General features: G+C 67.2%; 21 protein-coding genes, 2 rRNA genes and 1 pseudogene. 8 read left to right on the top strand and 16 right to left on the bottom strand.

Going from position 1 to position 26442, the window contains the following annotated elements:
• Window positions 1–193: 193 nt before the first annotated feature.
• Together QFZ21_RS18625 and rrf are read left to right on the top strand one after the other, a co-directional pair.
• Window positions 194–3297: ribosomal RNA gene (locus tag QFZ21_RS18625) — 23S ribosomal RNA — on the top strand.
• A gap of 109 nt (window positions 3298–3406) precedes the next feature.
• Window positions 3407–3523, top strand: a 5S ribosomal RNA gene (gene rrf, locus QFZ21_RS18630).
• A 73-nt stretch (window positions 3524–3596) separates the two neighbouring features.
• On the opposite strand, the gene QFZ21_RS18635 is transcribed toward rrf, so the two are convergent.
• From QFZ21_RS18635 to QFZ21_RS18655, 5 genes are all read right to left on the bottom strand, one after another.
• Complete coding sequence (locus QFZ21_RS18635) at window positions 3597–4526, bottom strand: sensor histidine kinase KdpD (protein ID WP_307380514.1); 930 nt, start codon at window positions 4524–4526, stop codon at window positions 3597–3599.
• Entirely contained in the window at window positions 4523–5242 is a 720-nt protein-coding gene (locus QFZ21_RS18640) for a response regulator transcription factor (protein WP_307380517.1), read from the bottom strand. The genes QFZ21_RS18635 and QFZ21_RS18640 overlap by 4 nt, the downstream gene beginning before the upstream one ends.
• A gap of 3 nt (window positions 5243–5245) precedes the next feature.
• Complete coding sequence (locus QFZ21_RS18645; protein WP_307380518.1) at window positions 5246–5779, bottom strand: hypothetical protein; 534 nt, start codon at window positions 5777–5779, stop codon at window positions 5246–5248.
• Between the two features lie 18 nt (window positions 5780–5797).
• The gene (locus QFZ21_RS18650) at window positions 5798–7006 is read right to left on the bottom strand and encodes an OmpA family protein (protein WP_307380520.1); all 1209 of its coding nucleotides are present in this window, start codon (window positions 7004–7006) and stop codon (window positions 5798–5800) included.
• A 78-nt stretch (window positions 7007–7084) separates the two neighbouring features.
• Window positions 7085–7867 (bottom strand): IclR family transcriptional regulator, encoded by a 783-nt coding sequence (locus tag QFZ21_RS18655; protein ID WP_307380523.1) that lies wholly within the window; start codon window positions 7865–7867, stop codon window positions 7085–7087.
• Window positions 7868–7925: 58 nt separating this feature from the next.
• Between QFZ21_RS18655 and hutH the strand changes: the two genes are divergently transcribed.
• The 4 genes from hutH to QFZ21_RS18675 all read left to right on the top strand — a co-directional run bounded on the left by hutH (window position 7926) and on the right by QFZ21_RS18675 (window position 13878).
• A complete protein-coding gene (gene hutH, locus QFZ21_RS18660; RefSeq protein WP_307380525.1) occupies window positions 7926–9548 on the top strand; it encodes a histidine ammonia-lyase in 1623 nt (540 codons plus the stop codon).
• Window positions 9541–11205 carry a urocanate hydratase gene (hutU, locus tag QFZ21_RS18665; protein ID WP_307380528.1) on the top strand — a complete coding sequence of 555 codons (1665 nt, stop codon included), beginning with the start codon at window positions 9541–9543 and terminating at the stop codon, window positions 11203–11205. Before hutH ends, hutU begins: the two co-directional genes overlap by 8 nt.
• Window positions 11206–11217: 12 nt before the next feature.
• Window positions 11218–12381: an imidazolonepropionase gene (gene hutI, locus QFZ21_RS18670; RefSeq protein ID WP_307380531.1), complete on the top strand. Its 1164-nt coding sequence runs from the start codon at window positions 11218–11220 to the stop codon at window positions 12379–12381.
• A gap of 69 nt (window positions 12382–12450) precedes the next feature.
• On the top strand, window positions 12451–13878 hold the full coding sequence (locus tag QFZ21_RS18675; protein WP_307380533.1) for an HNH endonuclease signature motif containing protein: 1428 nt from the start codon (window positions 12451–12453) through the stop codon (window positions 13876–13878).
• A gap of 27 nt (window positions 13879–13905) precedes the next feature.
• Here QFZ21_RS18675 and QFZ21_RS21125 read toward each other — a convergent pair whose 3' ends face one another.
• From QFZ21_RS21125 to QFZ21_RS18695, 5 genes and pseudogenes are all read right to left on the bottom strand, one after another.
• On the bottom strand, window positions 13906–14511 hold the full coding sequence (locus QFZ21_RS21125; protein WP_373426052.1) for an amylo-alpha-1,6-glucosidase: 606 nt from the start codon (window positions 14509–14511) through the stop codon (window positions 13906–13908).
• Between the two features lie 37 nt (window positions 14512–14548).
• Window positions 14549–15781, bottom strand: coding sequence for a glycogen debranching N-terminal domain-containing protein (locus tag QFZ21_RS18680; RefSeq protein ID WP_307380535.1), 1233 nt, complete (start codon window positions 15779–15781; stop codon window positions 14549–14551).
• Window positions 15778–16617 carry a carbohydrate ABC transporter permease gene (locus QFZ21_RS18685; RefSeq protein ID WP_307380538.1) on the bottom strand — a complete coding sequence of 280 codons (840 nt, stop codon included), beginning with the start codon at window positions 16615–16617 and terminating at the stop codon, window positions 15778–15780. Before QFZ21_RS18685 ends, QFZ21_RS18680 begins: the two co-directional genes overlap by 4 nt.
• Window positions 16614–17711: a carbohydrate ABC transporter permease gene (locus QFZ21_RS18690; protein ID WP_307380540.1), complete on the bottom strand. Its 1098-nt coding sequence runs from the start codon at window positions 17709–17711 to the stop codon at window positions 16614–16616. The genes QFZ21_RS18685 and QFZ21_RS18690 overlap by 4 nt, the downstream gene beginning before the upstream one ends.
• Before the next feature lie 2 nt (window positions 17712–17713).
• Window positions 17714–18968 (bottom strand): annotated as a pseudogene (locus QFZ21_RS18695) (extracellular solute-binding protein).
• Window positions 18969–19090: 122 nt separating this feature from the next.
• Between QFZ21_RS18695 and QFZ21_RS18700 the strand changes: the two are divergent.
• Entirely contained in the window at window positions 19091–20095 is a 1005-nt protein-coding gene (locus QFZ21_RS18700) for a LacI family DNA-binding transcriptional regulator (protein WP_307380543.1), read from the top strand.
• Here QFZ21_RS18700 and QFZ21_RS18705 read toward each other — a convergent pair.
• Window positions 20070–21011 (bottom strand): agmatinase family protein, encoded by a 942-nt coding sequence (locus QFZ21_RS18705; protein ID WP_307380546.1) that lies wholly within the window; start codon window positions 21009–21011, stop codon window positions 20070–20072. The genes QFZ21_RS18700 and QFZ21_RS18705 overlap by 26 nt on opposite strands.
• Before the next feature lies 1 nt (window position 21012).
• Window positions 21013–22290: a DUF445 domain-containing protein gene (locus tag QFZ21_RS18710; RefSeq protein ID WP_307380548.1), complete on the bottom strand. Its 1278-nt coding sequence runs from the start codon at window positions 22288–22290 to the stop codon at window positions 21013–21015.
• Between the two features lie 58 nt (window positions 22291–22348).
• On the opposite strand from QFZ21_RS18710, the gene QFZ21_RS18715 reads away from it, so the two are divergent.
• Entirely contained in the window at window positions 22349–22621 is a 273-nt protein-coding gene (locus QFZ21_RS18715) for a metal-sensitive transcriptional regulator (RefSeq protein ID WP_307380551.1), read from the top strand.
• Window positions 22622–22631: 10 nt separating this feature from the next.
• On the opposite strand, the gene QFZ21_RS18720 is transcribed toward QFZ21_RS18715, so the two are convergent.
• The 4 genes from QFZ21_RS18720 to QFZ21_RS18735 form a co-directional block, all read right to left on the bottom strand.
• The gene (locus QFZ21_RS18720) at window positions 22632–23525 is read right to left on the bottom strand and encodes a hypothetical protein (protein ID WP_307380553.1); all 894 of its coding nucleotides are present in this window, start codon (window positions 23523–23525) and stop codon (window positions 22632–22634) included.
• Between the two features lie 41 nt (window positions 23526–23566).
• On the bottom strand, window positions 23567–24463 hold the full coding sequence (locus tag QFZ21_RS18725; RefSeq protein ID WP_307380555.1) for a hypothetical protein: 897 nt from the start codon (window positions 24461–24463) through the stop codon (window positions 23567–23569).
• 116 nt (window positions 24464–24579) lie between these two features.
• Window positions 24580–25974, bottom strand: a complete 1395-nt coding sequence (locus QFZ21_RS18730; protein WP_307380558.1) for an aspartate aminotransferase family protein — start codon at window positions 25972–25974, stop codon at window positions 24580–24582.
• Complete coding sequence (locus tag QFZ21_RS18735) at window positions 25971–26438, bottom strand: Lrp/AsnC family transcriptional regulator (RefSeq protein WP_307380560.1); 468 nt, start codon at window positions 26436–26438, stop codon at window positions 25971–25973. The genes QFZ21_RS18730 and QFZ21_RS18735 overlap by 4 nt, the downstream gene beginning before the upstream one ends.
• Between the last annotated feature and the right edge of the window lie 4 nt (window positions 26439–26442).

A 26442-nucleotide genomic window follows, 5' to 3' on the forward strand; every position in this document is an offset into this window, starting at 1 on the left:
GACCTTTTGTCGTTTCCCCGGTTGGGGAGATGGTGAGGGGTACCGCCCGTACTTTGAGAACTACACAGTGGACGCGAGCATCTTGCAACATCCTTTGGGGTGTTGCACAAGATGATCTTAAAGATCATTAGTCAATTTCAATGTCCGGATCCTTCGGGGTTCGGTGTCGATTCTGATTCAAACTCATGTGATTTATCAAGTCTTTAAGAGCAAACGGTGGATGCCTTGGCATCTGGAGCCGAAGAAGGACGTAGCAATCTGCGATAAGCCTCGGGGAACTGATAAGCAAGTTTTGATCCGAGGGTGTCCGAATGGGGAAACCCCGCTGGGCGGCGTGCCGACCTAGTGACTCCCGCCTGAATATATAGGGCGGGTAGAGGGAACGTGGGGAAGTGAAACATCTCAGTACCCACAGGAAGAGAAAGCAACCGCGATTCCGTTAGTAGTGGCGAGCGAAACCGGAACAGGCTAAACCTAGCGTGTGTGATAGCCGGCAGGTGTTGCACGTTGGGGGTTGTGGGACTTTTCAGTCATCTCTGCCGAGGTGGCAGCGTTACAAGAAGGTATAGACGAACGGTCTTGAAAGGCCGGTCATAGAGGGTGCCAACCCCGTAGTCGAAATGCCTTGCTTGGCGCGAAGAGTATCCCAAGTAGCACGGGGCCCGTGAAATCCCGTGTGAATCTGTCAGGACCACCTGATAAGCCTAAATACTCCCAGATGACCGATAGCGGACAAGTACCGTGAGGGAAAGGTGAAAAGTACCCCGGGAGGGGAGTGAAATAGTACCTGAAACCGTTTGCTTACAAACCGTTGGAGCCTCCTTAGTAGGGGTGACAGCGTGCCTTTTGAAGAATGAGCCTGCGAGTTAGCGATATGTGGCGAGGTTAACCCGTGTGGGGTAGCCGTAGCGAAAGCGAGTCTGAATAGGGCGATTCAGTCGCATGTCCTAGACCCGAAGCGAAGTGATCTATCCATGGCCAGGTTGAAGCGACGGTAAGACGTCGTGGAGGACCGAACCCACTTAGGTTGAAAACTGAGGGGATGAGCTGTGGATAGGGGTGAAAGGCCAATCAAACTTCGTGATAGCTGGTTCTCTCCGAAATGCATTTAGGTGCAGCGTTGCGTGTTTCTTGCCGGAGGTAGAGCTACTGGATGGCCGATGGGCCCTACAAGGTTACTGACGTCAGCCAAACTCCGAATGCCGGTAAGTGAGAGCGCAGCAGTGAGACTGTGGGGGATAAGCTTCATAGTCGAGAGGGAAACAACCCAGACCACCAACTAAGGTCCCAAAGCGCGTGCTAAGTGGGAAAGGATGTGGAGTTGCCTTGACAACCAGGAGGTTGGCTTAGAAGCAGCCACCCTTGAAAGAGTGCGTAATAGCTCACTGGTCAAGTGATTCCGCGCCGACAATGTAACGGGGCTCAAGCACGCCACCGAAGTTGTGGCATTGACATTATTGGTAGGCCTTCGTGGTCCAGCCGTGTTGATGGGTAGGAGAGCGTCGTGTGGCCAGCGAAGCGGCGGTGTGAACCAGCCGTGGAGGCTACACGAGTGAGAATGCAGGCATGAGTAGCGAATGACGTGTGAGAAACACGTCCTCCGAAAGACCAAGGGTTCCAGGGTCAAGCTAATCTTCCCTGGGTAAGTCGGGACCTAAGGCGAGGCCGACAGGCGTAGTCGATGGACAACGGGTTGATATTCCCGTACCGGCGAAGAACCGCCCAAGCTAATCCAGTAGTGCTAAGTGTCTGAATCCCAGTGACTGATCCCTTCGGGGTGACGCTCTGGGCCTAGCGCACGACCCCATTCTGGTGCGGTTAGCGTATTAACAGGTGTGACGCAGGAAGGTAGCCCAGCCCGGCGATGGTTGTCCGGGTGCAAGTGCGTAGGCCGAGTCGTAGGCAAATCCGCGACTCATACAGGCTGAGACACGATGCGAATAAAAAGTGGGTGATCCTATGCTGCCAAGAAAAGCATCGACGCGAGGTTCTAGCCGCCCGTACCCCAAACCGACTCAGGTGGTCAGGTAGAGAATACCAAGGAGATCGAGAGAATCGTGGTTAAGGAACTCGGCAAAATGCCCCCGTAACTTCGGGAGAAGGGGGGCCATCCACTTATACGGACTTGCTCCGAAAAGGGTGTGGTGGCCGCAGAGACTAGTGGGTAGCGACTGTTTACTAAAAACACAGGTCCGTGCCAAGTCGCAAGACGATGTATACGGACTGACGCCTGCCCGGTGCTGGAAGGTTAAGAGGACCGGTTAGCCGTAAGGCGAAGCTGAGAATTTAAGCCCCAGTAAACGGCGGTGGTAACTATAACCATCCTAAGGTAGCGAAATTCCTTGTCGGGTAAGTTCCGACCTGCACGAATGGCGTAACGACTTCCCAACTGTCTCAACCGCGAACTCGGCGAAATTGCATTACGAGTAAAGATGCTCGTTACGCGCAGCAGGACGGAAAGACCCCGTGACCTTTACTACAGCTTGGTATTGGTGTTCGGTGTGGCTTGTGTAGGATAGGTGGGAGACTGTGAAGCATGGACGCTAGTTCGTGTGGAGTCATTGTTGAAATACCACTCTGGTCACTCTGGATATCTAACTTCGAACCGTAATCCGGTTCAGGGACAGTGCCTGGTGGGTAGTTTAACTGGGGCGGTTGCCTCCCAAAAAGTAACGGAGGCGCCCAAAGGTTCCCTCAACCTGGTTGGCAATCAGGTGTCGAGTGTAAGTGCACAAGGGAGCTTGACTGTGAGACTGACAGGTCGAGCAGGGACGAAAGTCGGGACTAGTGATCCGGCAGTGGCTTGTGGAAGCGCTGTCGCTCAACGGATAAAAGGTACCTCGGGGATAACAGGCTGATCTTGCCCAAGAGTCCATATCGACGGCATGGTTTGGCACCTCGATGTCGGCTCGTCGCATCCTGGGGCTGGAGTAGGTCCCAAGGGTTGGGCTGTTCGCCCATTAAAGCGGTACGCGAGCTGGGTTTAGAACGTCGTGAGACAGTTCGGTCCCTATCCGCTGCGCGCGTAGGAAGTTTGAGAGGATCTGACCCTAGTACGAGAGGACCGGGTTGGACGAACCTCTGGTGTGTCAGTTGTTCCGCCAGGAGCACCGCTGATTAGCTACGTTCGGGATGGATAACCGCTGAAAGCATCTAAGCGGGAAGCCGGCCTCAAGATGAGACTTCCATACCTTCGGGTGAGAGGCTCCCAGCCAGACTACTGGGTTGATAGGCCAGATGTGGAAGTGCAGTAATGCATGCAGCTGACTGGTACTAATAAGCCGATGACTTGATAACACACCGTTTGTTGGTGCTACGCGTCCACTGAGTGGTTCTCGATGTACGGTCGAGAACCGCATGACAACATTGACTTTGTTATGTGTTTTGATTGAAACATCAATAGTGTTTCGGCGGCCATAGCGTGAGGGAAACGCCCGGTTACATTCCGAACCCGGAAGCTAAGCCTCACAGCGCCGATGGTACTGCAGGGGGGACCCTGTGGGAGAGTAGGACACCGCCGGACTTCTTTTAAGAAAAAGAGCCACCCAACGTTGGGTGGCTCTTTTTCGTTAACACGGACACGCGCGCCAGGCTGCTCAGCGCCGTATCGGAAGGCGCAGCGTCACCAGCGTGCCGGAGCCTTCGGCCGAGCGGATCGACACATCGCCGCCATGCAACCGCATGACCGTAGCGACGAGCGTCAGCCCGATGCCGGAGCCGGCCACGTCACGCGCGTTCTGCGCACGCGCGAGCTCATCGAAGACCTGGGCGACGTCGGTGGCGGGTATGCCGCGTCCGGCATCCGCCACATCCACGACAGCCCACCCGTCCTGTTCACGCAACCGCACCTCGATCGGGCCGGTCGCGGAGTACTTCGCGGCGTTGCCGAACACATTGTCCACTGCCAACGACAGCAGATCGATGTCGGCTGAGAGCGGAGGGACAGCCCAGGGGACCCGCGTGACGACGAAGTCGATCCGTGCCCCGGCAGTCGGATCCTGCTGCCGCAGAGCGGTGATGGCCTCGCCGATGACCTGCTCGAGGTCGATGACCTCGAGTTCCAGCGGGCGCGTCTCGAGGTCGGCCAGCTTCCGCAGATCGCGGACGAGAGTGCTGAGCTTGTTCGCCTGCGCATCGACCGTGCGCCATGCCGCGTCCTCCGCACCATCCTGAGCGGCGACCGCCGTCGCCCGGATGGCCGTGAGCGGATTCTTCAGCTCATGATCGAGCCGCGCGAGGAACCGCTGATGGTTCTCGCGCTCGTGAAGGGCTGCTGCGGTGCGGGCGGCGTCCACGGCGGCAGACTCACGGCGCCGCGACCGAGCGCGGGCCGAGTGCCGGATCAACATCGCGCCCGGGATGCAGGACACGAGCGCACCGCCGATCAGCACAGCACCGGGCAGCGCGAGCTCCATCGCGAGAAGGCGTTGGTCGCCGGCGAGGAGCATGCCTCCCGCAGCCAGGGCACCGAGGCCCACGGGCACCGCGGTCAGCAGGCCGAGGGCGACGCCTCTGCGTTCGGTCATCCTGCGACCACCGGTGCGAGGAAGCGATATCCCAGGCTCTGGGCCGTTTCGATGTAGCGAGCCTGCGTCGAGCTGTCACCCAGGACGCGTCGCAGCTCGGCGATCCGATGGTCGACGGCACGACTCGACGATGCGAAGTCGAAGCCCCACAGCGCCGACAGGAGACGGTCGCGGGAGTGCACTTCCTGCGGGTGCAGCATCAGATACTCCAGCAGCATCAGCGCTTTCGGCGTGAGGGACAGTTCCTCATCACCCCGCCAGACGCGTCGAGCCGTCCGGTCGACCGTGAGGTCGTGCGCGCGGAGGCGTTCGGCCGATCGCAGAGGGGCCGCGCCCCGGACGGTGCGACGGAGAACGGCGCGGATCCGCGAGATGAGCTCGTGCGGATCGAACGGCTTGTTGAGGTAGTCATCCGCCCCCTCGTCGAGCGCGGCACTGCGCTCCCACGACTCGCCCACCTGGGTGAGCAGGATGATCGGGAGCCAGAGCTGACGGGCGCGGACTCGGCGCACGAACTCGCGGCCGTCGACGTGCGGCATCAAGACGTCGCAGACGACCAGGTCAGGCACGTCCTGCTCGACTTCGAGAAGACCGGCACGGCCGTCCTCGGCGATGCGCACGTCGAAGCCGCTCCGGCCGAGAAAAGCCGCAAGCGCGACGGTGATGGCCTCGTCGTCGTCGACGATGAGGATGTTCGGCCGGCTCGGGGTCTCCATCTCTCAGCCCCGCCGGAGGACGTTCGCCGTGCCGGTGTCGGTCACCTGCGGAGTCTCGCCGAGCCAGTAGATCTCGTTCGCGGTCCCGCTCACGCGCACCTCGCCGATGGTGGCCGCGTAGACGACGGTTCCTGACCCGCTGAGCAGGAGCGACGAGACGTCGTCGACGATGACCGCACCCGCATCGAGATCGATCCGGATCTCGTCGCAGTCGCCCTCGATGCGGATGATGGTGCCGTCCTGCTGCAGCGGACCCGTGGGGCACGGCATGGTCGTCGACGCGGAGTCCAGCAGGCGTTCGCGGTGTGCCGCGTGCTCGGCATCCCACCCATCGGACTGCGGATCCGCGGATGGCGGGTTCGCCTCGGGCGTCTCCTGCTCGGGTGCCTCGGCTGGAGGCGACTCCGGACCCTGCGAGTTCGATGCCGGATCCGGACTCTCCGACGCCGGATCGACGATGCGGAGAGTGCATCCGCTCAGCACGACGGCGGTCACGAGCACAGCCGTCGCGGCGGCAGTCGATCGGGAAGCGCGCATGGGTCTCATCCTCTCCTGTCAGAGGGTCGCCGGGATGAAGATCTCGACGCGACGATTGAGCTGCCGGCCCGCCGGATTGTCCTCGCCATCGATCTCGTTGGCCGCGACCGGGCGGCTCTCGCCGAAACCTTCGCCCGTGAGAGACGTGCGGACGCCGCGATCCTCGAGTCCGTCCACCACCGCGTCGGCGCGGTCCTCCGACAGCGACAGGTTGTACGAGTCGGAGCCGACCGAGTCCGTGTGTCCCGATACCGATGCCTGTGCGACCTCGAGGGAGGTGAGCACCTCGGCCACAGCATCCAGCGTCTTCCCGGCATCGGCGCGGATGTCGCTCTTGTCGAAGTCGAACAGGACTCCGTCTTCGAAGGTGAGGGTCGTTCCGCAGGATTCGAGCGGCGCCAGCGTGCCGAGAGGCGGAAACACTCCGAGTGTCGGGACGACGGGCAGCGGCTCGGCTTCCACCTGTTCTCCGTTCACCTTCGCGGTACCGTCGCCGTAGTTCTCGATGGTGATCTCGGCGCTGCGGTAGTTGCCGGACCCGTCGCCGAAGTTCTGGATGGTGAGGTCGCCGTCCTCATAGTTGCCGGATCCGTCGCCGAAGTTCTGGATGGTCTTCGTCGCGTCGGTGTAGTTCCCCGACCCGTCGCCGAAGATCTGCACGGTCTTCGTCGCGTCGGTGTAGTTGCCCGATCCGTCGCCGAAGTTCTGGATCGTCACCGTCCCATTGCTGTAGTTCCCGGAGCCGTCACCGAAGTTCTGGATGGTGACCCCGTTGATCGTCGAGTTCCCGGAACCGTCGCCGAAGTTCTGCACGGTGCCGTCGGGGCCGGTGAACGAGCCGGAGCCGTCGCCGTAGAGCAGGGCCGTCCCGTTGCCGGAGATGACGCTCCCGCCGGCGTCGCAGTGCGCGGGGGAGGCGATCACCCCGGGGATGTCGGTCAGCGCCTCGTTGACCTTGATCGCGAAGGCGGATGCTGAGGAGTCGAGCAGCGAGAGGTCCGGAAGCACGAACATCGGGATCGGCGGGAACTGTCCCACGTCGTATCCCGGCACCGTGGCCACTCCGGCGGCGGGCTCCGCGGATGCCGTCGGAACCGGCTTCGACGTCTCCTTCGAGACCGCGACCGGAGCGGCGGCGCACCCGGTGAGGAGGACGGATGCGGCGAGCCCGAGTGCGAGTCCGCGGTGTCGGCGGCCGGCCCTGTCAGCAGCGCGTGAGGTGGTCATGGAACGAGCGTATCCAGTGGTTGTCGCCGGCGCGTCGCCGGGCTGTCGCGATCTCGTCGCAGTTCTGCGACAACTCACTCATCGCTTCAACCGCGATTCCAGCACCGCGGCGGTGTCGATCACAGCCTCCGCCAGGTGACGCTCGTCGAGGCTCTCGTCCGCCCAGGTCACCGCCACCGCCGCGACAGGCCAGCCCGCCTGGTCGCGCACGGCTGCGCCGACGGAGCGTAGACCGTCGGCGACCTCGCTGTCCTCCGTCGCGTAGCCGCGGGAGCGCACCTCGCGGAGCAGTTCGCGAAGCTCGGTCGGCCGGCGCGGACCCCGGCCAGTGCGGTGGGGGAACGCCGAGGCGCTCGGGTACAGCGCCCGCACCTGCTCCCGCGGCAGGGCCGCAAGCATCGCTCTTCCGCTGGCGGTGAGATGTGCGGGGAGTCGCACTCCGACGTCGGTCACCAGCGCGGGTCGCCGCGGTGCGCGCTCCTCGACGATGTAGAGCACATCACCCCCGCTCATGACGGCCACGTGCGCGCTCTCGCCCAGCTGGTCGGAGAGCGCGGCGACCAGCGGGCGACCGAGGCGGGCGAGCGGCTGCTGCCGCGCGTATCCGCCGGCGAGCTCGAAGGCGGAGGTGCCGAGGCCCCAGCGCCGCTCCTCGCGGAAGTGCAGCACGAACCCGTGGGCCGAAAGGGTCGTGAGCAGGTGATACACGGTGGAGCGGGGGAGAGCGAGCTCGCGGGCGATCGCCGAGGCTGCGACCGGCGCCGGTCGCCCAGCGAGGTGGCTCAGGATGCGCAGCGTGTTCTCCGCGGCGGGGACCTGCGGTTCGCGGTGCTGCTCAGCCGCAGGATTGTCTGGGATCACAGACACAGGATGCCATGATCCGCTGTCGCCGTCGACACCGTGGGTGTGGAATCAGAACATGAGTGATCTTGCCCCCGTCCTCGTCGGTGCCGCGCCGCTGACCCCCGCCGATGTCGTCGCCGTCGCGCGTCTCGGAGCGCCGGTCGTCATCGACGCCGCCGCACTCGAGCGGGTGGCGCAGACGCGGAACGTGATCGACGGGCTCGCCGCCGACCCGCATCCGCACTACGGCGTCTCCACCGGCTTCGGGGCACTGGCCACGACGTTCATCGCCCCGGATCGCCGGCTGCAGCTCCAGGCGAGTCTGATCCGATCGCACGCGGCGGGCACCGGTGCCGAGATCGAGGTCGAGGTCACCCGCGGCCTGCAGCTGCTGCGACTGCAGACGCTCGCGTCGGGGCGCACGGGGGTGCGCTCCGTCGTCGTCGAGACGTATGCGGCGATGCTCAACGCCGGCGTGACTCCGATCGTGCGCGAGTACGGTTCTCTCGGCTGCTCGGGTGATCTCGCACCGCTCGCGCACATCGCCCTCGCCGCGATGGGCGAAGGCGAGGTGCGCGTGCTTCGTCAGGCTCAGCAACCGGGGGATCAGGCTCAGCAACCGGGGGATCAGGCTCAGCAACCGGGGGATCAGGCTCAGCAACCGGGGAGTGTCGTGCTCCCCGCCGCCGAGGCGCTCGCCGCGGCCGGGATCGAACCCCTCACTCTCGTCGAGAAGGAGGGCCTCGCGCTCATCAACGGGACCGACGGGATGCTGGGCATGCTCGTTCTGGCCCTGCACGATCTCGACCAGCTGCTCGTCACCGCCGATATCGCCGCGGCCATGTCGATCGAGTCGCAGCTCGGCACCGATGCCGTGTTCGCCGCCGACCTCATGGCGCTCCGCCCGCAGACCGGGCAGACCGAGTCCGCGGGCAACCTTCGTGCCTTCCTCGCCGACTCGCCCATGGTCGCGAGCCACAAGGGCCCGGAGGACGGGAGGGTGCAGGACGCCTATTCGCTGCGCTGCTCACCGCAGGTGCACGGTGCCGCCCGCGACACGATGGCACACGCCGGCCTGATCGCCGGGCGCGAGCTCGCCAGCGTGATCGACAATCCGGTGATCACGCTCGACGGCCGGATCGAATCGAACGGCAACTTCCACGGTGCCCCGGTCGCCGCGGTGCTCGACTTCCTCGCGATCTCCGTGGCCGACGTGGCCTCGGTGTCCGAGCGCCGCACCGACCGGGCGCTCGATCCCGCCCGCAGCCACGGGCTGCCCCCGTTCCTCGCCGACGAGGTGGGCGTGGACTCCGGGCTCATGATCGCCCAGTACGCGGCGGCCGGCATCGTCTCCGAGCTCAAGCGCCTCGCCGTACCGGCATCCGTCGACTCGATCCCGTCCTCCGCCATGCAGGAGGACCACGTCTCGATGGGATGGGCGGCGGCACGCAAGCTCCGCCGGGCGATCGACGGACTGGGACGCGTTCTGGCGATCGAGATCCTCACGGGTGCCCGGGCGCTCGATCTGCGGGCGCCGCTGCAGGCAGGCCCGGCGACGGGTGCCGTGCGCGATCTCGTCCGCACCGTGGCCGCCGGCCCCGGCCCCGATCGATTCCTCTCCCCGGAGATGGAAGCCGTCACCGCACTGGTCCAGTCGGGCGAGGTCGCCCGCATCGCGAAGGAGCACACTCATGGTTGAGCACAACGAATCCGGCCCCCGCGTGGTCCGTGCCGCCCGAGGCAACCAGCGCACGGCGAAGAGCTGGGGCGCCGAGGCCGCCAAGCGGATGCTGATGAACAACCTCGATCCCGAGGTGGCCGAGCACCCCGAAGACCTCGTGGTCTACGGCGGCACCGGAAAGGCGGCCCGCAGCTGGGAGGCGTACGACGCGATCGTGCGCACCCTCGACGAGCTCGAGCCCGATGAGACGCTGCTCGTGCAGTCCGGCAAGCCGGTCGGTGTCTTCCGCACCCATGAGTGGGCGCCGCGCGTGCTGATCGCGAACTCGAACCTCGTAGGGGACTGGGCGACGTGGCCCGAGTTCCGCAAGCTCGAGGAGCTCGGACTCATCATGTACGGCCAGATGACCGCCGGTTCCTGGATCTACATCGGCACGCAGGGCATCCTGCAGGGGACGTACGAGACGTTCGCCGCCGTCGCCCGCTCGCTCGGTCGCGAATCGCTGCGGGGCACGCTCACCCTCACCGGTGGGGCCGGCGGCATGGGCGGTGCTCAGCCTCTCGCGGTGACGATGAACGACGGCACCGTGCTGATCGTCGATGTCGACGAGTCGCGCCTGGCCCGGCGGGTGGAGCACGGCTACCTCGACGAGTACACGACCGATCTCGACGCCGCCGTGGCGCGCGTCGTCGCGGCCAAGGACGCCGGCGAGGCCCTCTCGGTCGGTGTCGTCGGCAACGCGGCCGAGGTCTTCCCCGAGCTGCAGCGTCGCGGCGTGCCGATCGACATCGTGACCGATCAGACCAGCGCGCACGATCCGCTCGCCTACCTGCCGGTCGGCATCTCGGTCGCCGACTGGAAGGCCGAAGCCGAGCGCGATCCGGAGGAGTTCACCCGCCGGGCGCGGGAGTCGATGGCCGCGCACGTCGCGGCGATGGTGGACTTCCAGGATGCCGGTGCCGCGGTCTTCGACTATGGCAACTCGATCCGGCGCGAGGCGGAGCTCGGCGGCTTCGACCGGGCGTTCGAGTTCCCGGGTTTCGTGCCCGCGTACATCCGCCCCCAGTTCGAGGAGGGGCGCGGGCCGTTCCGCTGGGCGGCGCTTTCGGGCGACCCCGAGGACATCCGCAAGACCGACCGCGCCATCGCGGAGCTCTTCCCCGAGGACGCGGCCCTGCACCGCTGGCTGGAGAAGGCCGGCGAGAAGGTGCACTTCGAGGGACTCCCCGCCCGCATCTGCTGGCTCGGCTACAAGGAGCGTCATCTCGCCGGACTCAAGTTCAACGAGATGGTGGCGTCCGGCGAGCTGTCCGCCCCGATCGTGATCGGCCGCGATCACCTGGACTCCGGCTCCGTCGCGTCGCCGTACCGCGAGACCGAGGCCATGAAAGACGGCTCGGATGCGATCGCCGACTGGCCCCTGCTCAACGCTCTCTTGAACACGTCGTCCGGCGCATCGTGGGTGTCACTGCACCACGGCGGCGGTGTCGGCATCGGGCGTTCGATCCACGCAGGTCAGGTCTCGGTCGCCGACGGCTCCGCGCTCGCGGCCGAGAAGCTGGAACGCGTGCTCACCAACGATCCGGGCACGGGGGTCATGCGGCACGTCGACGCCGGCTACGAACACGCCCGCGAGGTCGCCCGTGATCGGGGCCTCAAGATCCCGATGCTCTGAGAGGCTGAGGCCATGACGACGCTGATCACGCACATCGGCGAGCTGACCACCAATGTCGGCGCTGTCGATGATCCCTGCGGCACCCATCGCGACGCCGCTGTGCTGATCGAGGACGGGCGCATCGCCTGGGTGGGGGCGGCGTCGGATGCGCCGATGGCCGATGAGACGGTGGATGCCGGTGGACGCGCGGTGATCCCGGGCTTCGTCGACAGCCACAGCCACCTCGTGTTCGGCGGCGACCGTGCCGCGGAGTTCGAGGCGCGCATGGCAGGGCAGAAGTATGCCGCGGGCGGCATCCGCTCCACCGTGGCCGCCACACGCGCCGCAAGCGACGACGAATTGCGGGCCCGGCTGCGCGGATTCCTCGACGAGATGCGGGCTCAGGGCACCACGACGGTCGAGATCAAGAGCGGATACGGCCTGAGCGTCGTCGACGAGGAGCGCCTCGTGCGTCTGGCCGCGGAGGTCACTCCCGAGGTCACGTTCCTCGGTGCGCACGTGGTGCCGGCGGAGTATGCGGACCGATCCGACGAGTACGTCGATCTCGTGGTCGGCCCGATGCTCGACGCCTGCGCCCCGCACGCGAAGTGGATCGACGTGTTCTGCGAGACCGGCGCCTTCATGGTGCCGCAGTCGCGACGCGTGCTCGAAGCCGGCATCGCCCGCGGGCTCGCGCCCAGAGTGCACGCCAGCCAGCTCGGGCCGGGGGAGGGCGTGCGGCTCGCGGTCGAGCTCGGAGCAGCATCCGTCGACCACGGCACGTACCTGACCGACGGCGATGTCACGGCGCTCGCCGCATCCGACACCGTGCTCACGCTGCTGCCCGGCGTCGAGTTCTCGACCCGGCAGCCCTACCCGAACGCGCGTCGGCTGATCGACGCTGGAGTGACGGTCGCGTTGGCCTGCGACACGAACCCGGGATCGAGCTTCACCTCATCGATGGCGTTCTGCATCGCGATCGCCGTGCGGGACATGGGGATGACACCGGCTGAGGCCGTCTGGGCGGCGACCGCCGGCGGGGCGAGGGCGCTGCGTCGAGGCGACGTCGGGGTGATCGCGCCGGGTGCGCGGGCCGATCTCGTGCTGCTCGCTGCCCCGACGCGCATCCACCTCGCCTATCGCCCGGGAGTGCCCCTCGTCCGAAGCGTGTGGAAAGACGGGGTCGCGGTGGTCTGACAGGAGGGTTGGCGATTCATCTCTGGCTAGAATATTGCTTGGTTCGAAGCTTTGTTCTAATCTTGGGGTATGGAACAGCCGACCGATCTCTCCCTCGATCTTGAGGAGCGTCGCCGTGTGCTCGACTCGTGGGTGGAGGCGCGGCGGCGGATCGCGGTGCTCGAGGCGGAGGCGACGGCGCTCCTGGTCGAGCAGATCGCGATCCATGACGCTGATGTATCGGGGAGTCCGTATCACCGGGATGCGATCTACCGGTCGATGGTGGCGGAGTTCTCCGCCGCGGGTCGCATCCCGAAGGGATCGATCGAGTACGCGTTCTCGGATGCGCGTTCGCTGAGCACAGAGTTACCGGCCGTGCGCGCGGCGTTCGCGAGCGGCCGGATCAGTGCCGCACATATGCGGGAGATCGCCCGCGCGGCCGCGATCGTGTCCGAAGCGATCCGCAACCAGAGGGCGGATGCTGAGGTGATGGGTCTCTACGAGACCGCGGTGCTGCTTTTCGCGGAACGGGAGACCGCGGCCCGTACGAGCGCGCACGCGAAGCAGGTCGCCGCGGCCCTGGTGGGTGAGACGGTCACCGACCGGCACCGTCGGGCGGCGGAGGAGCGGTGCGTGAAGGTGCGGTCGGTCGATGATGGCCTCGCGATCCTGACTGCGGTGCTGCCTGAGTGGATGGCGAACGCGATCGCCGACCGGCTCGATCAGATGGCCCGCCAGGTCATCGACACGCGCGACGACCGCGAGCCCGTCCTCGACCCGTGGATGGCCGATGAGTCCGGCGACTCCCTGTTCCCCGAAGACTTCGCGCTCGATGACCCGGCGTTCAACGACCCCGCGTTCGACCCGTCTGCGGGTGCGATCTTCGGCGATGGCACGTTCACGACCGACCCGGACGTGATCCACATCCCGGCAGACACGCGCACGAAGGATCAGGTGAAGGCTGACATCTTCGCCGACCTGCTCCTCGCCGCCGACCCGAGCACGGTGCACGGCGACGGCCTCGAGAACATTCAGGGACGCATCCAGGTCACCGTCGCCGCCTCCACCCTGACCGGTGCGGATGAGCGCCCTGCGGAGCTTGACGGCCACGGTCCACTCCACCCCGACATCGCCCGCGACCTCGCCGGACGAAACACCGGCTGGAGCCGCCTGTTCCTCAACGGCACCGGCATGATCACCCACACCGACACCTACACGCCGACCGAGGGGATGCGCCGGTTCCTCCGCGCCCGCGACCAGCACTGCCGCTTCCCCGGCTGCCGCATGCCCGTCCACCGGTGCGACATCGACCACACCTATGATCACGCGAAAGGCGGCAAGACACGGCTCGACAACCTCAGCCACCTCTGCCGCTCCCACCACACCCTGAAACACCCCGACATCCCCGAACCGTACCGGTGGACGGCACAACAACGGCAGGACGGCACCATCACGTGGCACAGCCCCCTGGGCCGCACCTACACCGACCGACCATCCCGGCGAGTGATGTTCGCCTGAAGCGCGGGTATCTGATCGAGGGCGCGCCTACGACAGAGCCTGCGCGCAGACCACGGCGGCGGCCGCCGACCAGGCCTGCGGGCGGCACGCGGCGGGGTACGGCAGCGGGCGGGCTCCGGGGATCCGTGCGTCTCCTGAGTGGAGTTCCGGAACTCGGTAGTCGAAGCCCTCGGCGACGTCGAGCAGTTGGAGGGCGATCCCCCTGGCGTCCTCGAGCAGGCCGGCGCGGAGCATCCCGTGCACGGCGATCGCGGTGTCGTGCGTCCAGACGCTGCCCCCGTGATAGCTCAGCGGCCAGTATCCGGCGGCGCCCGTCGACATCGTGCGGATGCCGAAGCCGCTCGACATGCTCTCGGCGGCGAGCAGTTCGGCGCACACCCGTTCTTCCTCTGCGTCGAGCAGCCCGGTGCCGAGCAGATGGCCGATGTTGCTCGTGAGCGAATCGACGGCGGCGCCGTGCGCGTCGAGCGCGATCGCCGGGTAGCGCCCTTCCTCCGTCGTCACCCAGAAGGCGTCGCGGAACCGGGTGCGCAGGTCGGCGGCCCAGACGCGGAGCTCGTCGGCGCCTGATTCGCCGAGCGTCTCGAGCAGTCCTGCTCCGCGCACCGCGGCCTCGTAGGCGTACCCCTGCACCTCGCTCAGCGCGATCGGTCCCTCGGCGAGGCGTCCGTCACGCCACTGGATCGAATCGCCGGAATCCTTCCAGCCCTGATTGGCGAGGCCGTGACCCGACTCGTCGGCGTAGTCGATGAAGCCGCTGCCGGATGCGTCGCCGTGCTCGGTGACCCAGTTCAGCGCATCCCGGAGAGCGGGGGAGGAGGGCGCGTACTTCGTGCTCGGGCATCCCGGCCTCCCGCGCATCGGCGAGAAGGCAGACCCAGAGCGGGGTGGCATCCACCGTGCCGTAGTACAGCGGGGCGAGGTGCACGCCCTCGTTCGGAATGCTCAGTGTGTCGCTGCGGAGTTCGTGCGGGATCTTGCCCGGTGCCTCCGCCGTCGACGGATCATGCGTGGTTCCCTGAAGCCGGGCGAGGACGCGCAGCGTCGATGCGGCCATGAGCGGGTCGGCGGCGAGAGCGAGACGTGCGGTCCAGAGCGAGTCGCGGCCGAACAGGGTGAAGAACCAGGGGGCGCCGGCCGCGTAGAACGCGTCCTCAGGATGCTGCGGCGTCGCCAGCCGGAGCGCGGCGAGGTCGGCCGAGGCGCGCTGCAGCCAGCGGGCGGCGCGCGAGTCGACGGGGTCCGGGAGCGGGGGTGCGGCCGGATGCGCGGGCGCGCCGACCACGAGCGACGTGTCTGCGAGCACCAGAGTCCACTCGATATCCCGGGTGCTGCGCGGGGCGACCTCGAGATCCCAGCGCAGCGTCAGACGCTCGCCGTCGGACGAGACCGTCGCTCCCGGCGCCGTCAGCGCGAACGAGGCCTGACCCGCGCGGCAGACTTCACCGTCCCACTCCCAGTCCGCGGCACCGCTCATCCCCGCCTTGACCATTTGCATCGGTCCGAAGTCCGGCGTGAGGTGCACGGTGACGCCCACCCGTGTCGATGTCTCCAGATGGCTGGCGATCAGCCACCGCTCCGAGAAGTTCCCGGCCGTCACAATGCGTTCGCGGTCGAGACGCACCTTCGGGTCCGCCGTGTCGTCGTCGAGGCCGCGCAGCACGTCCGTGAGCAGCAGCATCCCCGGCGTCGGAGACGAGCATCCGATCGACTCCAGCGTCGTGCCGTCGACAGCGGTCTCCACCGCGCGCACCTGACGGACATCGCCGTGATAGATGCCGTGGATCGGGGCCGTCCCGATGAGGCCGGCGTCATCCGACCACACCTGGGTCGGCGCCTCGAGCGCGATCACGGCGTCGTCCAGCAGCGGCTGGAGGGGCTGCGGGGGCGAGGTGGTGGTCATTCCTTGACGGCTCCTTCGGTGGAGTTCATGATGCGGCGCTGGAAGACGAAGAACATCACCGCGACGGGGATCGTCATGATGAGCGCCGCTGCCAGCTTGAGCGGATACTGCGTGCCCTGACTCAGCTGCCCGCTGGCCAGCGATGCGACACCCTTGGTGAGTGTCGTCAGCGCGGGATCGTTCGTCGACACGATGAAGTGGCTCAGTTCGTTCCAGGAGCCCTGGAACGACAGGATGATGATCGTCACCAGTGCAGGGGTGGCCATCGGGAGCACCACCGACCAGAAGATGCGGAACGTGCCGGCCCCGTCGATCCGCGCCTGCTCCTCCACCGACACGGGGATCGACTCGAAGAAGTTCTTCATGATGAACACCCCGGCCGCGTCCACGAGCAGAGGCAGGATCATCCCGGCGTAGGAGTTGAACATTCCGAGCTGGTTGATCACGAGGAACTTGGGGATCAGCAGCACGACGGTGGGCACCGACATCACCGCCACGAGCGCGGCGAACACGACGCCCCGTCCGCGGAACCGGAGCCGGGCAAGGGCATAGCCGGCGAGGGAGTTGAAGAACACGCGGCCGATCGTGACGAAGACGGTCACGATCGCGCTGTTGACGAACCAGGACGGGAAGTCCGAACGCGCGAAGAGCCGTTCGTAGGCGGCGAAGCTCCACACCTCCGGCACCAGCGAGATGCCCGCGCTCGCCGCCTCCTCGTCGGTCTTGAAGCTGGTCGCCACCTGCACCAGGAACGGATAGATGTAGATGACCGCGAGTGCGATGAGCACGGCGTAGAGCACGATCTGCCAGGTGAGCTGCTTCGAGGACAGCCTCATGACGACTTCCCCTTGCCCGCGATCTCATAGGCGCGGATGCGGCGGCGCGACACCGGCTTGTCACGCAGCACCCAGCGCTGCAGGAGCGTGAAGATCACGATGATGACGAACAGGATGAAGGCGATCGCCGCCCCCTGACCCCACTCCTGGTTCCGGAAGGCGGTCTGGTACGACAGGTAGGCCGGCGTCAGAGTCGTCTTGCTCGGCGCGCCCTCCGTGCCGGTGTAGATCTGGTCGAAGACCTGCCAGCATCCGATCAGCCCGAGGGTGAGCACCGTGAACAGGGTGGGGCGCAGCTGAGGCAGGGTCACGCGCCAGAACCGCTGCCATCCGCTGGCACCGTCCATCATCGCCGCCTCGTCGACATCTGCCCCGAGATTCTGCAGTCCCGCGAGGAAGATGAGCATGAAGGTGCCCGAGGTCGTGAAGATCGCCATGAAGACGAATGCGCTCATCGCGACGGAGGGGCCGGCGAGCCAGTCCCACCAGGAGATCCCCAGCGCACCCGACTGCGTCAGCGCGGCAGGTCCGCTGTCGACACCGAACACGCCGAGGAGCAGCTGGAGCACGCCGCGGGGGTCGTTGAACCAGTTCGGCCCGTTTATGCCGAACCAGGAGAGCACGTCGTTGACGGCGCCGCTGGCGGAGAACAGGAACAGCCAGAGCACGGTGATGGCGACGGAGCTGGTGACCGAGGGGAAGTAGTACGCGGTGCGGAAGAAGCCGCGACCGCGCAGCATCGCCCGATTGACGAGCACCGCCAGGAAGAGAGCCAGCGCCGTCTGCAGCGGCACCACGAGCAGCACGTACCAGGCGTTGTTGCGCAGCGCCGTGCCGAAGTCCTTGGTGGCGAGGCCGCCGTCGGCGAGCACGGCGGAGTAGTTCTCGCCGCCGACGAACGACACCGAGCCCGACAGCGGGCTGCCGCGGCCCGCCCAGTCCGACATGCTGACCCACAGGGCCATGAGCACCGGGACCAGGAGGAAGACGCCGAGGATGACGATCACCGGAGCGGTGAACAGCCATCCGGCGGCGGCCTCGCCGCGGCGGAGCCCGGAGGCGCCCCCGCGGCGAGACAGAGACCGCTGGGCCATGGCTACTCGACGATCGCTTCGAGGTTGGTCTGCACCGAGCCGAGGATCGCGGCCGGGTCGCCGGTCTTCAGCGTCTCGATCTGGGCGTTGAAGTCGGCGATCACATCCGTGGCGCCGTCCTGGTTGGGCGGGAACTGGGCGTACTCCGCTCCGGCGAGGAATGCCGCGAGGTCGGGGTTCGCCGAGGTCCAGGCGTCAGCGGCCGACGCGATCGACGGCATCGGCCCGAAGGCCTTCGAGAACGCCAGCTGGCTGTCGGCGCTGGTGAGGTACTCGACGAGCTCGAGTGCCGCCTGCTGGTTGGGGCTGTCGGCCGCCATGCCCCAGCAGTTCGTGAACTGCAGCGTGCCCTGGCCACCAGGGCCCTCGGGGAGCTCCGCGACGGTGTAGCCCACCGAGCTGAAGTCGTTCGACATGGCGCCGGTGATCCAGTTGCCTTCGATCACCATGGCGGCGGCGCCCTTGCCCAGGGCCTCGCCGCCCCCATCCGACGCCCACGTCCTTCGCGAAGGCGAAGGTGCCGTCCTCCAGATGGGACTTCACGTAGTCCAGCGCTTCCACATTCGCGTCGTTGTCGGCGATCGCGGCGCCGTCCGAGACCAGGCCGCCGCCGGCCTGCGCCATGAAGGTGCCGATCCGCTGGTACTCCGCACCGAACGCGAGCCCCACGTGGTCCGCCGTGGTCAGCGTCTTCGCGACGGCGGCGAGGTCGTCCCAGGTCTTCGGCAGGTCAGCGTCGGTGAGCCCGGCATCCGTCCACATCTGCGTGTTGATCACGAGGGCGAGCGTGGAGAAGTCCTTGGGGGCGCAGTAGAACGTGTCGTCGATGGTGAAGTTCTCCACGAGGGAGGGGTAGAAGTCGTCCTTGTTCGACAGTTGGTCGCCGTACGCCTGCAGGGAGCCGTTGGAGGCGAAGCCGGCGATCTGATCGGTCGAGAGGTAGAACAGGTCGGCGGGCTCTCCGGCCGCGAAGCCCTGGGAGAGTTCCTGTCCGAGGTCGCTCGCGACCTGCAGCGAGACCTCCGTGCCGGATTCCTCCGACCAGGCGTCGACGGCGGCCTGCACGGCGGCGGTCTCGGCGTCGCCGGAAGAGCCGATGAGCACGCTGAGCGCGTCGTCGGAGGAGGTGAGGCCCTCGGTCTCGGGCTCGGCGGCGTCGTCGCCGGAGAATCCGGAACCGCACCCCGCGAGGACGAGCGTGCTGGCCAGCAGCACGGCTCCCGTGCCGAGGACTGCGCGAGTGGTGTGCCGTGTCATTGTCTCTCTCCTTTGATGAGTCACTGCGGGGGCGGACACGAATTTGAACGATCAAACTCTGCGTGGAATAGGCTAAGGGCGAGGTGCGGGAGTGTCAAGCCCGCCGTGAACGAGGAGCTGTCGTGGCGAAAGCCCCCACCGTCGAGGATGTCGCCGAACGCGCGGGCGTCTCCCGGCAGACCGTCTCGAACGTGCTCAACTCGCCCGACATCGTGCGACCCGCGACGCGGGAGCGCGTACTCACCGCGATCCGCGAGCTCGGGTATCGGCGCCATGCTGCTGCCCGCCAGCTGCGGCTGCGCCGGAGCTCGACCATCGGCATCCGGCTCGACCCGTATCTCGGCGGGGTCTCCGGTGTCGTGCTCGACCGCTTCGTGCATGCCATCACCGAACGGGCGAGCGAGCGCGGTATGCGGATGCTGGTGTATGCCGCTCGCACGCCGGAGGACGAGATCGCGCGGCTGTCGGAGCTCTGGGAGGGCTCCGAGATCGATGCGGCGATCATCACTGGCACGACGCGCGACGATGCGCGCGTGCGCCGCCTCGACGAGGACGGTCTGCCGTTCATCTCGTTCGGCCGTCCCTGGGGCGAGGACGACATCGCCGATCCCCGTCATCTGTGGGTCGACGTCGACGGGGCTGCCGGCACACGTGCCGCGACCGAGCATGCGCTGACCTTCGGCCCGAACGTCGCATTCCTCGGGTGGCCTGCGGGATCGGGGACGGGGGATGATCGCGAACGCGGCTGGCGCGAGGCGATGGATGCCGCCGGTGCGCGGGGGCCACGACTCACGACGGAGGACGATGTGCCGCTTGCGCGAGCCGCCGTCGCCACAGCCCTGGCAGACGGCGACACACCGGATGCTGTGGTCTGCGCGAGCGACTCACTCGCCGTGGGCGCCCTGCTCGCCATCGCCGATGCGAGCCATTCGGCCCCGGTGATCGGATTCGACAACACTCCGACGGCCGAGGCGCTGGGATTCTCGAGCGTCGAGCAGCGCCCGGAGGATGTCGCCACCGCGATCCTCGAGCTCCTCATGGGCCCGACGGGAGAGATCGTCGCGCCGCGCCGACTTCAAGCCGGGTCCGCGCATGCGCTGATCACACCTGAGCTCGTGGTGCGCTGACTCCGCGCGCGGCGAGCCCGGCGAGCAGTTCGAGGACACACAGCGCGGCGAGCCGAACCGTGCGCCCATCGGCGACATCGGCCGTCGCATCGACCTCGGCGAGATCCGCGCTGACGATTGGAGCATCGGATGCCACGGCGCGCGTGAGCGCTCGCAGTTCCCACGCCTGAAGGCCGCCGGGCACACTCGCCGGGCAGCCGGGTGCGACGGAGCGATCGCAGACGTCCACGTCGATGTCGAGGTGGACGCGGGCCGCCGGTCCGGCTCCGGCGACCTCGACCGCTTCGGCGACCACGTCGTCGATGCCGCGTCGGCGCAGGTCGTCGAGGGTGATCACGCGGATGCCCCAGTCCGCTGCCCGTTGCGCATACGCGGCGGAGTTCGCGAAATCGGCGATGCCGATCTGCACGATGCGGGCCGGATCGATCCGCGAGGTGTCGAGGGGTGAGGCGGCGGGGGAGTCCTGCACGAGCCGGCGGACCGGGGTGCCGTTGGAGACCCCGTCGCGCAGGTCGAAGTGCGCGTCGAAGGTGATCAGGCCGGTCGCCTGGGCGCCCAGCGCCACCGGATAGGTGAGGGAGTTGTCGCCGCCCAGAGCGATCACGAGGTCGGCGGAGCCTGCCAGCTCGCGCACCCGTGCGATCACCTCGGCCTCGCCGGCGTCGCCGTCCGGTTCGTCGACGTCACCGGCATCCGCGATGCGCAGCGTCTCGTTCAGATCGACGATCGGCGGCCCCATCAGGGTGGTCCCGTAGCGCGGGAGGGCTTCACGGATCGCCGCGGGAGTGGCGTGCGCACCCGTCGGCGAGAGCGAGGTGCGCCACGTCGGAACGCCGAGCAGCACGGCATCGGCGGTGCCATCGAAGGGCGGCCAGCCACCGGCGCGGGGCCAGAGCGGATCGTGCGAGAGGGCCATGTCAGACTCCGGGGATCAGGGCGTGGGCGAGGGTGAAGATCGCGAGTCCGGCCAGGGCGCCCACGAACGTGCCGTTCAGGCGGATGTACTGCAGGTCCCGGCCCACCATGAGCTCGATCTTCTCGGTCGTCTCCGCCGGGTCCCAGCGTTCGACGGTGTCGGTGATGATCGACGCGATGTCGTGACGGTACCGGTCGACGAGGAACACCGCGGCGTCGGACACCCAGGTGTCGACGCGGTGCTGCAGGGCGGCATCCGTCGTCAGGCGCTCGCCGACCTCCTGCAGGGCGCGCACCGCACGCCGGCGCAGCCCGCTCTCCGGGTCGGCGAGGGCGGTGAGGAGTCCGTTCTTCGCGGTGTTCCAGGCCTCGGCCGCCAGCGCGCCGACGCGGGGGCTGTCGAAGAGCGAAGCTTTGGCGTTCTCGAGCTTGGCCCGGGTGTCGGGATCGTTCTGCAGATTGTCGGCGAGACGCGTGAGATAGCCGTCGATGGCGATGCGCGCCGGATGCCGGGGGTCGGCCTGCACGGCGTGCACGAACTTGATCGCCTCGTTGTAGACCGTGTCGTCGACGAACCGGTGGGCGAGTTTCGGCACCCACCCGGGAAGGCGACGCGACACCAGGCCGGAGAACGACTCGGCGTTCGCCTCCAGCCATCGCCCGATGTTGTCGACGGCGAGATCGACGGCGCCGTGGTGCGCCTCGGCGTCGACGATCTTCTCCAGCCACACGCCCGCCGGCGGACCCCACTCCGGTTCGACCAGGTGCTCGCGTGCGAGGTCCGAGATGAGGTCGCGCACGTCGTCGTCGCTCAGGGCATTGAGCACGGCCGTGGCGATGGTGGCGCCCTCGGCGCCCACCCGCTCCGCATGCGCCTCCTCCCGCAGCCATTCGCCGCCGCGCAGGGCGATGGCCGTGGTGGAGAGCTTCTGGCGCACGACGTCGGCCGCGAGGAAGTTGGTCTCGACGAACTCGCCCAGGGTGCGCCCGATCTCGTCCTTGCGGCTCGGGATGATGGCGGTGTGCGGGATGGGGAGCCCGAGCGGACGACGGAACAGTGCGGTGACGGCGAACCAGTCCGCGAGCGCGCCGACCATGCCGCCCTCCGCGGCGGCGCGCACGTAGGCGAGCCAGCCCATCCGCTCCTGGAACGCGAAGGCGAGGACGAACGCGACGGCCATGAACACCAGCGCACCGAGCGCCACGGCCTTCATGCGCCGGAGGGCGCGGAGTCGCTCCTGGTCGGCGGGCGAGAGCTGCGCCATCGGTGTGCGGGACATGTCGCCATCCTTCCACGCACGCGCCCCCTACAGGCACGGTGCGGAGTACCCTCGAGACGTGATCGAAGACATCAAGAAGCGCGCGCTGCACCGCACCAGCATCCTCGAGGGGCAGATGCGCGGCGTCGCGCGGATGATCGAGAGCGAGGAGTACTGCATGGACATCATCACGCAGTCCCGCGCGATCCAGCGCTCGCTGGAATCGCTGAACCGCCTGCTGCTGGAGAATCACCTGCGCACGCACGTCACGCACATGTTCGAAGAGGGCGGCGAGGAGCGCGACAGGGCCGTGGTCGAACTGCTGAAGGCATTCGACTTCGACCGCAAATAGCTCCCACGGATCAGGGGTCGTATCCCCAGCGGATCCCGAGGGCGCCCGGGCCGAAATCGCGACGCGCCTGATGGATCGAGGCTCTCGGCCGCAACGGGCGGTGGATCATCTCGGTCTGGTCGCCCGACTTCTCCAGCTCGTCGATCCATTTCGGCACCGCATCCGGATGGAACCGCGTCCAGAGGACCAGGTCGCGGATCGGTCGGAGCACGAAGGCGCCGACCTCGGACGGCGGGGCATACCCCTCGCCCGCGTTCATCGTCACGGCGATCATTGTAGTAGCTCCCAGAGTGAGGGGCTGGTCCAGCTGAAGGACGTAGGCGTAGACATGCCCGCTCTCGTGCACATGGTCGCGCACCAGTCGCGCGCCGCGGGCGGTGATCTCGGGTCGTGAGAGCTGCTTCACGGTGGAGACGAGCGTGTAGGTCACGGCGTCGACTCTCGGCGCCACGGCCTGGATCAGCATCTGGGTGTTCCGACCCCGGACGGCGCCGTCCGCGGCGACATCCGCGACGACGTGGGTCGACAGCTCACGCTTGGTCTCCATCGGAGGGGCATCGAGGATCTCCATGGACTCGGCGAGGGCCGCCAGCACCTGGCCTTCTGAGAACGGGGTCCGCGGCGGATGCAGCGACCCCAACCGCACGCGCTCGGAGATGAGCCCGGTGAGAGTACCCGGTGCGAGGTCGAGCAGCCGCTCGATCTCCTCGACGGCCGCGAGCGAGGCAGTGCCTTCGGGTGAGCGCTCCCCGGAGCGCCAGTAGCTGAGCGTCGCCATGGACACCGGGTTGGCGTGCGCGACCAGGCGTCGATGCAGCCGCGACAGAGAGAGGCCGCTCGCGGTCAGCGCGGCGGCGAAGACACGACTGAAGGAAGCCCGAGCCTCGGAGTCGTCGGCGGTCATCGCTCCTCCTGCCGGTACCCTACCGCGCGCCGGATCGTGCGTCAGCGATCGAAGCCCCAGCGGATCCCGAGGATGCCGGGGCCGAAGTCCCGCCGGGACTGATGCACGGACTCCTGCGGTCGCACCGCACGGGAGACGAGGTCTGAGGTCGCCGACACGCGTTCGATCTCGTCGATCCAGTCCGGCACGGCATCCCGGTGGAAGCGGGTCCAGACGACGAGGTCGCGGATCGGTCGCATCACGAAGACGCCGGTCTCGTCTTCCAGAGGCCGCGGGATGCGCGGCGGAGTGGCCGTCACCTCGAGCATCGTGGTGCCGCCGACCACCAGCGGGGTGTCGAGGCGCAGCACGCAGGCGTAGACGTGTCCGCTCGGGTGGAGGTGCTCGCGCAGGAGGGTGGCACCGCGGAGCGTGAACTCCGGCTGCGCGATCGTGACGTCGGCGGACATGAGCGAATAGGTGACCTCGTGCACGAACGGGGCGACGGCCTGTACGAGGATCTGCGATCGGCGGCTGCGCAGCGCCCCCGTCTCGTCGACCTCCGACACGACGTGCGCGGAGAGGTCGCGGGTGACGTCGATGGGCGGGGCGTCGAGCAGCTTCAGCGTCTCCTCCGCCGCCTCGGCGACCTGTGTCTCGGTGAAGGGGTTCTGCGCCGGGGCGAGCGGACCGAGGCGGGTGCGCGTGCAGATCAGGTTCAGCAGCGAACCCGGCTCGAGGCCCAGCAGGCGCTCGATGTCCTCCACCGCGGTCAGAGACCGCGAACCTTCGGGGTGGCGCTCGCCGGAGCGCCAGTAGCTGAGGGTCGCGACCGAGATCGGATTCGCGCGCTCGGTCAGCGTGCGGTGCAACCAGGACAGCGAGACGCCCCGCGCGGTGATGGCGCCGGAGAACGCCTCCGCGAACGCGCTTCGCGTCTCGACCCGCTTGTCAGCCATGTGCCCTCCGGCCGACACGTTATCGTCTTGAGGAGTGACATTCGGGGAGTCACCCGATATACTGCGTCGCGCTCATCGGTTCGTGATTCATCCCGACCTCGCCTGAGTGCACTCGGTCAGAGCACCGACTGCGCGCGAGTCAGCACGTCGCGCAGGATCTGCTCGATCTCACGGAACTCGGCGGGGCCGACGGTGAGCGGAGGAGCGAGCTGGATGACGGGGTCCCCGCGGTCGTCCGCCCGGCAGTACAGGCCGGCCTCGAACAGCGCGGGGGAGAAGAAGCCGCGCAGCAGTCGTTCGGACTCCGCGTCGTCGAACGTCAGCCGGGTCGCCTTGTCCTTCACGAGTTCGATGCCGAAGAAGTAGCCGTCGCCGCGCACGTCGCCGACGAGCGGCAGATCGAGCAGCTTCTCGAGCTCGGTGCGGAACACGGGCGAGTTCTCGCGCACCCGCGCGTTGAGTCCCTCCTCGTCGAAGATCGCGAGGTTCTCCAGCGCGACCGCGGCCGACACGGGATGGCCCCCGAAGGTGTAGCCGTGCGGGAAGGAGACGTCGCCGTGCGAGAACGGCTCGTAGATGCGGTCGCTGACGATCGTGGCGCCGATCGGGGAGTATCCGCTGGTCATGCCCTTCGCGCAGGTGATCATGTCGGGCACGTAGCCGAGGCCCGTGCAGGCGAAGGTGTGGCCGAGTCGTCCGAACGCGCAGATCACCTCGTCCGAGACGAGCAGCACGTCATGACGGTCGCAGATCTCGCGCACCCGGGCGAAGTAGCCGGGCGGCGGCGGGAAGCAGCCGCCGGAGTTCTGCACCGGCTCGAGGAACACCGCCGCGACCGTGTCGGCTCCCTCGAACAGGATCATCTCCTCGATGCGGTCGGCGGCCCACCGCCCGAAGGCCTCGAGGTCATCGGCGGGAGCCCCCATCTCGGCCGCTCGGTAGAAGTTGGTGTTCGGCACCCGGAACCCGCCCGGGGCGACCGGCTCGAACATCGCCTTCATGGCGGGGATGCCGGTGATCGCCAGGGCTCCGTGCGGGGTGCCGTGATAGGCGACAGCGCGCGAGATCACCTTGTGCTTGGTGGGCTTGCCCTGCAGTTTCCAGTAGTGCTTCGCGAGCTTGAGGGCCGTCTCGACGGCTTCGCCGCCGCCCGTCGAGAAGAACACCCGATTCAGATCGCCCGGCGCTTCGTCGGCCAGCCGGTCCGCGAGTTCGATCGCCGCGGGGTGCGCGTACGACCAGAGCGGGAAGAACGCCAGCTCCGTCGCCTGCGCGGCGGCGGCCTCGGCCAGGCGTCGACGACCGTGGCCGGCGTTCACGACGAACAGCCCGGACAGGCCGTCGAAGTAGTCCTTGCCCGTGGAGTCCCAGATGCGATGACCGTCGCCCTTCACGATGATCGGCACGCCACCGCGATCCATCGTGGACTGCCGGGTGAAGTGCATCCACAGATGATCCTTCGCCATGGACTGCAGGTCGGCCTCCGACCGCGCGGGCCGCGCGGCACTCATCGCGTCCCCCAGTTGTACAGCTGCTTCTGCAGCTTGGCGTAGATGAAGGTCTCGGTGGAGATGACGCCCTCGATGGGACGGATGGCGTCGTTGATCAGGGCCAGCAGCTGGTCGTCGTCCTCGCAGACGACCTCGGCGAGCACGTCGAAGGCGCCGACCGTGATGACGACGTAGTCGATCGCCTCGACCGCGGCGATGGCCTCGGCGACCTTGCGCGCATCGCCGGACACCCGGATGCCGATCATCGCCTGCCGGTGGAACCCGAGCTGCATCGGATCGGTCACCGCGACGATCTGCATCACCCCGGACTCGGTCAGCCGCTGCACCCGCTGTCGCACCGCGGCCTCGCTCAGACCGACGACGCGGCCGATATCGGAGTACGAGCGTCGCCCGTCCTCCTGGAGCAGTTCGATGATGGTCTTCGCGACCGCATCGAGCGTCGGATGCTTCCTCACGGAGCTCATGGTG

The sequence above is a fragment of the Microbacterium sp. W4I20 genome (assembly GCF_030816505.1).
In the GTDB taxonomy this organism is placed as follows: Bacteria; Actinomycetota; Actinomycetes; order Actinomycetales; family Microbacteriaceae; genus Microbacterium.

What these genes read in the sequence shown, in the direction of transcription:
- QFZ21_RS18635 (WP_307380514.1), bottom strand. Translation starts at nt 4,526, where the DNA reads ATGACCGAACGCAGAGGCGTCGCCCTCGGCCTGCTGACCGCGGTGCCC.
- QFZ21_RS18640 (WP_307380517.1), bottom strand. Translation starts at nt 5,242, where the DNA reads ATGGAGACCCCGAGCCGGCCGAACATCCTCATCGTCGACGACGACGAG.
- QFZ21_RS18645 (WP_307380518.1), bottom strand. Translation starts at nt 5,779, where the DNA reads ATGCGCGCTTCCCGATCGACTGCCGCCGCGACGGCTGTGCTCGTGACC.
- QFZ21_RS18650 (WP_307380520.1), bottom strand. Translation starts at nt 7,006, where the DNA reads ATGACCACCTCACGCGCTGCTGACAGGGCCGGCCGCCGACACCGCGGA.
- hutH (WP_307380525.1), top strand. Translation starts at nt 7,926, where the DNA reads ATGAGTGATCTTGCCCCCGTCCTCGTCGGTGCCGCGCCGCTGACCCCC.
- hutU (WP_307380528.1), top strand. Translation starts at nt 9,541, where the DNA reads ATGGTTGAGCACAACGAATCCGGCCCCCGCGTGGTCCGTGCCGCCCGA.
- hutI (WP_307380531.1), top strand. Translation starts at nt 11,218, where the DNA reads ATGACGACGCTGATCACGCACATCGGCGAGCTGACCACCAATGTCGGC.
- QFZ21_RS18675 (WP_307380533.1), top strand. Translation starts at nt 12,451, where the DNA reads ATGGAACAGCCGACCGATCTCTCCCTCGATCTTGAGGAGCGTCGCCGT.
- QFZ21_RS18680 (WP_307380535.1), bottom strand. Translation starts at nt 15,781, where the DNA reads ATGACCACCACCTCGCCCCCGCAGCCCCTCCAGCCGCTGCTGGACGAC.
- QFZ21_RS18685 (WP_307380538.1), bottom strand. Translation starts at nt 16,617, where the DNA reads ATGAGGCTGTCCTCGAAGCAGCTCACCTGGCAGATCGTGCTCTACGCC.
- QFZ21_RS18690 (WP_307380540.1), bottom strand. Translation starts at nt 17,711, where the DNA reads ATGGCCCAGCGGTCTCTGTCTCGCCGCGGGGGCGCCTCCGGGCTCCGC.
- QFZ21_RS18705 (WP_307380546.1), bottom strand. Translation starts at nt 21,011, where the DNA reads ATGGCCCTCTCGCACGATCCGCTCTGGCCCCGCGCCGGTGGCTGGCCG.
- QFZ21_RS18710 (WP_307380548.1), bottom strand. Translation starts at nt 22,290, where the DNA reads ATGTCCCGCACACCGATGGCGCAGCTCTCGCCCGCCGACCAGGAGCGA.
- QFZ21_RS18720 (WP_307380553.1), bottom strand. Translation starts at nt 23,525, where the DNA reads ATGACCGCCGACGACTCCGAGGCTCGGGCTTCCTTCAGTCGTGTCTTC.
- QFZ21_RS18725 (WP_307380555.1), bottom strand. Translation starts at nt 24,463, where the DNA reads ATGGCTGACAAGCGGGTCGAGACGCGAAGCGCGTTCGCGGAGGCGTTC.
- QFZ21_RS18730 (WP_307380558.1), bottom strand. Translation starts at nt 25,974, where the DNA reads ATGAGTGCCGCGCGGCCCGCGCGGTCGGAGGCCGACCTGCAGTCCATG.
- QFZ21_RS18735 (WP_307380560.1), bottom strand. Translation starts at nt 26,438, where the DNA reads ATGAGCTCCGTGAGGAAGCATCCGACGCTCGATGCGGTCGCGAAGACC.